A 6,197-nucleotide genomic window follows, 5' to 3' on the forward strand; every position below is an offset into this window, starting at 1 on the left:
CCGCACACCACCGGAGGAGTCCCCCCATGTGCCATCCTGCGTGGATGAGCGCACTGACCGCGGCGCAGCGCCTGAGCGACCTCGCGCGACTGCGCCGCGTACGCGACCGGATCGACCGGGAGTACGCGCAGCCGCTGGACGTCGAGGCCCTCGCCCGCGGCGCGAACATGTCGGCCGGACACCTCAGCCGGCAGTTCCGCCAGGCGTACGGCGAGTCCCCGTACTCGTACCTCATGACGCGGCGCATCGAGCGCGCGATGGCGCTGCTGCGCCGGGGCGACCTCAGCGTCACCGAGGTCTGCTTCGAGGTCGGCTGCTCGTCCCTGGGCACCTTCAGCACCCGCTTCAGCGAGCTCGTCGGCATGCCGCCCAGCGTCTACCGGAGCCGGGCCGCGGGCGGGGTGGAGGGAATCCCCTCGTGCGTGGCGAAGCAGGTGACCCGACCGGTCAGGAACCACGGGACACCGGCGGACCCGCCCCCGCCCGGACCGACCACCACCCCCGTTGCGAAGGGAAGTCCGCGATGACGGACAAGAAGGCGTCCGCCGGCCGCTCCGGCGCGGCCGGCGAACAGTACGACGGCTTCTCCGAGGAGGAGCGCGACGCGATGAAGGAGCGCGCCAAGGAGCTGAAGGCGGCCGCGCGCCGCGGCCCGCGCGCGGCCAGGGCCGACCCGGAGGACGAGGTCCTCGCGAAGATCGCCGAGATGCCGGAGGCGGACCGCGTCCTCGCCGAGCGGCTCCACGCCCTCGTCAAGGCGAGCGCGCCGGACCTCTCCCCGAAGCTCTGGTACGGCATGCCCGCGTACGCCGACCACGGCAAGGTCGTCTGCTTCTTCCAGAGCGCTCAGAAGTTCAAGACGAGGTACGCCACCCTCGGCTTCAGCGACCTGGCGCGGCTCGACGAGGGCACCCTGTGGCCGACCTCCTACGCCCTCACGGAGCTGACCGCCGCCGACGAGGCGCGGATCGGCGCGCTCATCGCGAAAGCGGTGGGCTGAGTCCGGCGAGGGGCCGTCGCCACCGGCCTCTCGCCGGATCGAATGATGTGAAATAGGGTGGATTGTCCGTGGAGGAAGCTCCGGCCCGCCGCCCGCCCCCCGGCCGCGGTGCCGGATCGCCGAGCGCGGGGCACGAGGCTGTGATGCGGGTATGAGAGCTCCCCGAGCCGACGCGGGCGCAAAGGTCCCCCGAGCCGAGGACCCCCCGGACCCGGCCCCGGACCGCCCGCCGCGTACGGGCACCCCCACCCGGCCCCCGCACGCCGGACCCCGCGCCGCCCACACCCCCCGCACCCCCCGCGCCGCCCTGGTCGCACCGTGCGCGGCGCTGCTGGTCGCGCTCTGCGCCCTGCCCCCCGGGGCGAGCGCCGCGGCACTCTCCGGCGCGCCGTCCGCGCCCGCGGCGACGGCGGGCACCTCCGCCCCCGCCCCCACCCCGTCGGCCCTCAGGCCGGTCGATCCGGCCGCCTTCCAGTCCGCCGTGCAGAAGGCGGCGGAGCAGCTCTTGGTTCCCGGCGCGATGGTCCTGCTGCGTACGCCCCAGGGGACCTACAAGGCGACCGTCGGCACCACCGAACGCGGCGCGTCCCAACAGCCCACCACGGCCGACCACTTCCGGGTCGCCTCCAACACCAAGACCATGACGGCGGCGCTCGTCACCCTGCTCGCCCAGGACGGCAGGCTCCGGCTGGGCGACCCGGTGTCCGCGTACGTCGACGGGGTGCCGGACGGTGACCGGATCACCGTCGCCCAGCTGCTGAAGATGCGCAGCGGGCTCTACAACTACACCGACGCCCCCGAGCTCTCCGCTGCGCTGGACGCCGATCCCGGGAAGGCCGTGACACCCCGCCAGATGCTGGACATCGCGTTCCGGCACCCGCCGAACTTCGCGCCCGGCGCCTCCTACGAGTACAGCAATACCAACTACGTGCTGCTGGGCCTGATCGCCGAGAAGGCTGGCGGCGGCTCCCTGGCCCGCCAGTTCCAGGACCGGCTGTTCGCCCCGCTCGCACTGAAGGGGACCTCGCTCCCCGCCGCCGACGAACTGTCCCTGCCCGCCCCGTACTCCCACGGCTACATGTACGGCGGTACGGCCTACGCCCTGGTCGACCGGCCCTACCCCGCCACGATGACGGCCCAGGCCCGGTCGGGGCAGCTCGCGCCCGTGGACTACACCCGGCAGAACCCCTCCTACGCCTTCGGCGCCGGCAACGCCGTCTCCACCGCCGACGACATGGCCGCGTGGATCCGGGCCCTGGTGAGGGGCGAGGTCCTGGACGCGGGGTCCCAGAAGCGGTGGCTCGGCAGCCCGCAGGCCGAGAACCCGGCCGCGCCCGACGGACAGAAGTACGGGTACGGGATCGCCTACCAGCGCTTCGCCCCCGACGCCGCGATGTACTACCACGGAGGCGAACTCCCCGGCTTCAACTCGTTCATCGGCCACGACCCGGACAACGACGTGACCCTCGTCATCTGGACGAACCTGACCCGGTCGCCGGACGGGCGGACCACCGCCCAGGCCCTGCTGCCCACCGTGCTGAACCAGATCTACGCGGGCCTCTCCCTCCCCACCGGCCCCGCCCCCACGCCCGCTCCCAGCCCCACACCCGCCCCATAGAGGGGTACTAGCACCCCTGAGTTCCCCCGCTCCGCTCGCCATGCTGGAACCACACCGAAACAGCGGTCGGCACGGAACGGGGCGGGACATGAGTGAGCACGTGAACGGGATCGGCGCACCAGGCCGGGAACTCGGCGGACCGGCGGCCATGGTGCTGCGGGGCGTGGCCCTGGGGGGACTGGCGCTCTACGAGACGCTGCTGCTCCTGTGGCTGTCCCTCGTCGTCTGCCTCTCCTGCGTCGGAGTCGGACTCCCGCTCCTGCCGGGCGCGTTGAACGCGGTCCGCCGGCAGGCCCGGACCCAGCGCGCCCTGGCCGGACGCTGGTCCGGGGTCCGCGTCGAGTCCTCGTACGCCGCCGGGCCGGCGGGCGACCCGGGCCCGGTGTGGAAGCGGGCCCACCGGATGCTCGGGGACGCCGCCACCTGGCGGGACCTGCTCTGGACCCTGGTCAACCCGATCGTCGGACTGCTGCCGGCGCTGCTTCCCGCGGCCGCCGTCCTCGGCGGGCTGTGGGGCCTGAGCCTGCCCTTCCTGTGGGACGACCTGCCCGCGTCCTGGGACAGCGTCTGGTTCACCTTCATCCCCGTCGACAGCGCGACCACGGCGAGCCTGGCGGCGGCCCTCGGCTTCGTGGAGATCGCGGCCGGACTCACCCTGCTGCCCCGCCTGACGCTGCCGCTGCACGGCCGCTGGGTACGGCTGATGCTGGGCTCCACCCGGGCCGCGCTGAGCAGCCGCGTCGAGCACCTCGCCCACTCCCGTTCCGACGCCATGGACCACCAGGCCACCGAGCTGCGCCGGATCGAGCGCGACCTCCACGACGGCGCCCAGGTACGCCTGGTGGCTCTGGGGATGACCCTCTCCGCCGCCGAATCGCTGGTCGAGCGGAACCCGGAGGCCGTGCGCGCCCTCCTCGCCGAGGCCAAGGAGAACTCCGTCAAGGCCCTGCGCGAGCTGCGCGACCTGGTGCACGGGGTGCACCCCCCGCTCCTCGCCGACCGCGGCCTGGTCGACGCCGTCCGCACCCTCGGCCTGGAGCTCCCCCTGCGGGTCCACGTCACCGGTGCGGTCCCCGGCCGGCTGCCCGCCCCGGTGGAGTCCGCCGCGTACTTCGCCGTCGCCGAACTCCTCGGCAACGCGGCCAAGCACTCGGGCGCCTCCGAGGTCACCGTCGACGTCCGGTACTCCGACGAGGGCCTGCGCGTCGCCGTCCACGACGACGGTGTCGGCGGCGCCGACACTTCGAACGGCACCGGGCTGGCCGGGGTCGAACGCCGGCTGGCCGCCTTCGACGGCGTCCTCGCCGTCACCAGCCCCCCGGGCGGCCCCACCACGGCCGCCTTCGAGATCGCGTGCGGGATCCTGCGGGACGCGCCCGCCGCCCCCACCCCGGCCCGCTGAGCCGCGGGACCCGCGCACCCCGCCGGAGCCGGCCCCGCCCGTAAGGGGGGGGTCAGCTCCGGTTCAGGTACGTCAGTACGGCCATGACCCGGCGGTTGTCGTCCTTCGACGGCGGCAGGTCCAGCTTGGCCAGGATGTTGTTGATGTGGTTGGCCACCGCCTTCTCCGTGATGACCAGGGCGGCGGCGACGGCCGCGTTGGACCGGCCCTCCGCCATGTACCCGAGGACCTCGCGCTCCCGGTCGGTGAGACGGGACACCTGCCGGTCCTGGGCGTTGCGGCTCATCATCCGCGACACCACGTCCGGGTCCATGACCGTGCCGCCCGCGGCGACCTGACGCAGGGCCCCGACGAACGAGGAACTCTCGAACACCCGGTCCTTCAGCAGGTAGCCGACCCCTCCGGCGCCGTCGGCCAGCAGTTCCTGCGCGTAGAGCTGCTCGACGTACTGCGAGAGCAGCACCGCCGGCTGCCCGGGGCGCCGGCGCCGGGCGTCGAGGACGGCCCGCAGCCCCTCGTCGGTGTGGGTGGGCGGCATCCGGATGTCGACCAGGGCGACGTCCGGCTCGTGCACGGCGAGCGCCTCGATCAGCTCGGGGCCGGTGCCGACTGCGGCGACGACCTCGAACCCGTGCGGCTCCAGGAGCCGGGTCAGCCCCTCGCGCAGCAAGAACTGGTCCTCGGCGAGCACCACACGCATGTCGAATCCCCCACGATCGCCCGGCGTTCCTCCGGGAGTACACACCCTTCGAACGGACCGCCGCAATCGGCTCCGCCGGGTCCGTCAGCTCACCGTGCGCCCCGGACCGGCCGCCCGGAGCGTGAATTCGGGAAGGCCCCGCGGAGAAAAGCAATCCAGCCGGGCAAGAACTCCGGATGCGCATCGGGGAGAAAAGCTGTGCTGGTCAGAGTAGACATGCCTGCTCATCGGCGTTAGCGTCTCTTGTGTGACCTCTGAGAAGTCCCCGATCGCCGACAGCCTGGACGACGACGACTACCCCGCCTACACGATGGGCCGGGCGGCGGAGATGCTCGGCACCACCCCCGCCTTCCTCCGCTCCATCGGCGAGGCCCGCCTGATCACCCCGCTCCGCTCCTCCGGCGGCCACCGCCGTTACTCCCGCTACCAGTTGCGCATCGCGGCCCGGGCCCGGGAGCTCGTCGACGGCGGCACCCCGGTGGACGCGGCCTGCCGGATCATCGTGCTGGAGGACCAGCTCGAGGAGGCCCTCCGGCTGAACGAGCGGATGCACCGGCGCCCCGGGGTTTCCTGAGTCCAGCGGCGCCGTTCATATGACTTCGGAGCACGGATATCTATTCTTGCAGATACAGAATTTCGAAGGAGCTCCCGGAATATTCCCCGGCACGACCGGCCGGTGAGGCGAAGTCTCCCCGGCCGCCCGACCCCCCTGTGCTACTGTGATCTCAGTTGCAGTTGTGGTTCCCAAAAACTTACAAGTGCTCTCACCGGATTTTTCCGGCGGGCGCACTTTTTATTTAGCCGGTGTTATTTCCGGTCGGGGCAATCATCGCGGCGACTCCGGCAATCGCACAGTGCGATTCCGGGCACTGCCCCAAAGGAGAATTCATATGGCATCTGGCACCGTGAAGTGGTTCAACGCGGAAAAGGGCTTCGGCTTCATCGAGCAGGAGGGCGGCGGCGCTGACGTCTTCGCTCACTACTCGAACATCGCCTCCTCTGGCTTCCGTGAGCTTCAGGAAGGCCAGAAGGTTACCTTCGACGTCACGCAGGGCCAGAAGGGCCCGCAGGCCGAGAACATCGTTCCCGCCTGACGCTGACGCGTACACGCAGCTGGGGCCCGCACCTTGGGGTGCGGGCCCCAGCTCGTTGCATTTCCCCTCCCCATGCCCCGCCGGTTCCCACCGGCCCGCACGGGCGGCGGGTGACGGCGTGCCCTCGGCAGCCGGCCCGCTTCTACGTCCGGCCGGGCGGCAGCGTTCACCACGCGCCGCCCCGGCCCCCTGCCCCGCGCACCGTCCGCCGGTCACCCGGCATCGCGATGCGCAGCGCGGCACGCACACCACGCAGACCGGCCCGTTCTTCGCGGCACGGCTCTGCCCCGTATTTCATTCGGCTCGTTCTCGCGAATCTCCCTTCGGGGATTCCTCGATACGTGCCGCATCGAGGAAGGTTCTGCATGAACCGCACCATTCGC

Annotated in this window: 7 protein-coding genes; 6 read left to right on the top strand and 1 reads right to left on the bottom strand. The window is 72.1% G+C overall.

The genetic code is table 11. The annotated features are described in order from the left end of the window. The first annotated feature begins 26 nt into the window (after nucleotides 1-26). The 4 genes from ABT106_RS11520 to ABT106_RS11535 all read left to right on the top strand — a co-directional run bounded on the left by ABT106_RS11520 (nucleotide 27) and on the right by ABT106_RS11535 (nucleotide 4,020). Nucleotides 27-527, top strand: a complete 501-nt coding sequence (locus ABT106_RS11520) for a helix-turn-helix transcriptional regulator (RefSeq protein WP_502979309.1) — start codon at nucleotides 27-29, stop codon at nucleotides 525-527. Further along, nucleotides 524-1,000: an iron chaperone gene (locus tag ABT106_RS11525; RefSeq protein WP_351275441.1), complete on the top strand. Its 477-nt coding sequence runs from the start codon at nucleotides 524-526 to the stop codon at nucleotides 998-1,000. Before ABT106_RS11520 ends, ABT106_RS11525 begins: the two co-directional genes overlap by 4 nt. A 151-nt stretch (nucleotides 1,001-1,151) precedes the next feature. Further along, nucleotides 1,152-2,618, top strand: coding sequence for a serine hydrolase domain-containing protein (locus tag ABT106_RS11530; protein ID WP_351275443.1), 1,467 nt, complete (start codon nucleotides 1,152-1,154; stop codon nucleotides 2,616-2,618). A gap of 88 nt (nucleotides 2,619-2,706) precedes the next feature. Continuing rightward, a complete protein-coding gene (locus tag ABT106_RS11535) occupies nucleotides 2,707-4,020 on the top strand; it encodes a sensor histidine kinase (RefSeq protein ID WP_351275445.1) in 1,314 nt (437 codons plus the stop codon). Between the two features lie 52 nt (nucleotides 4,021-4,072). Here ABT106_RS11535 and ABT106_RS11540 read toward each other — a convergent pair whose 3' ends face one another. After that, nucleotides 4,073-4,720, bottom strand: a complete 648-nt coding sequence (locus ABT106_RS11540) for a response regulator (RefSeq protein WP_351275447.1) — start codon at nucleotides 4,718-4,720, stop codon at nucleotides 4,073-4,075. 310 nt (nucleotides 4,721-5,030) lie between these two features. On the opposite strand from ABT106_RS11540, the gene ABT106_RS11545 reads away from it, so the two are divergent. Beyond that, the gene (locus tag ABT106_RS11545) at nucleotides 5,031-5,294 is read left to right on the top strand and encodes a MerR family transcriptional regulator (protein WP_267721227.1); all 264 of its coding nucleotides are present in this window, start codon (nucleotides 5,031-5,033) and stop codon (nucleotides 5,292-5,294) included. A gap of 316 nt (nucleotides 5,295-5,610) precedes the next feature. Beyond that, nucleotides 5,611-5,814 carry a cold-shock protein gene (locus ABT106_RS11550; protein WP_030011983.1) on the top strand — a complete coding sequence of 68 codons (204 nt, stop codon included), beginning with the start codon at nucleotides 5,611-5,613 and terminating at the stop codon, nucleotides 5,812-5,814. Nucleotides 5,815-6,197: the final 383 nt, after the last annotated feature.

Source organism: Streptomyces sp. NPDC002044 (assembly GCF_040296725.1).
Classification (GTDB): Bacteria; Actinomycetota; Actinomycetes; order Streptomycetales; family Streptomycetaceae; genus Streptomyces; species Streptomyces antarcticus.

Bases quoted from the DNA above. Each gene is read 5' to 3' on its own strand.
- ABT106_RS11520 (WP_502979309.1), top strand. From the start codon at position 27: ATGTGCCATCCTGCGTGGATGAGCGCACTGACCGCGGCGCAGCGCCTG.
- ABT106_RS11535 (WP_351275445.1), top strand. From the start codon at position 2,707: ATGAGTGAGCACGTGAACGGGATCGGCGCACCAGGCCGGGAACTCGGC.
- ABT106_RS11525 (WP_351275441.1), top strand. From the start codon at position 524: ATGACGGACAAGAAGGCGTCCGCCGGCCGCTCCGGCGCGGCCGGCGAA.
- ABT106_RS11550 (WP_030011983.1), top strand. From the start codon at position 5,611: ATGGCATCTGGCACCGTGAAGTGGTTCAACGCGGAAAAGGGCTTCGGC.
- ABT106_RS11545 (WP_267721227.1), top strand. From the start codon at position 5,031: ATGGGCCGGGCGGCGGAGATGCTCGGCACCACCCCCGCCTTCCTCCGC.
- ABT106_RS11540 (WP_351275447.1), bottom strand. From the start codon at position 4,720: ATGCGTGTGGTGCTCGCCGAGGACCAGTTCTTGCTGCGCGAGGGGCTG.
- ABT106_RS11530 (WP_351275443.1), top strand. From the start codon at position 1,152: ATGAGAGCTCCCCGAGCCGACGCGGGCGCAAAGGTCCCCCGAGCCGAG.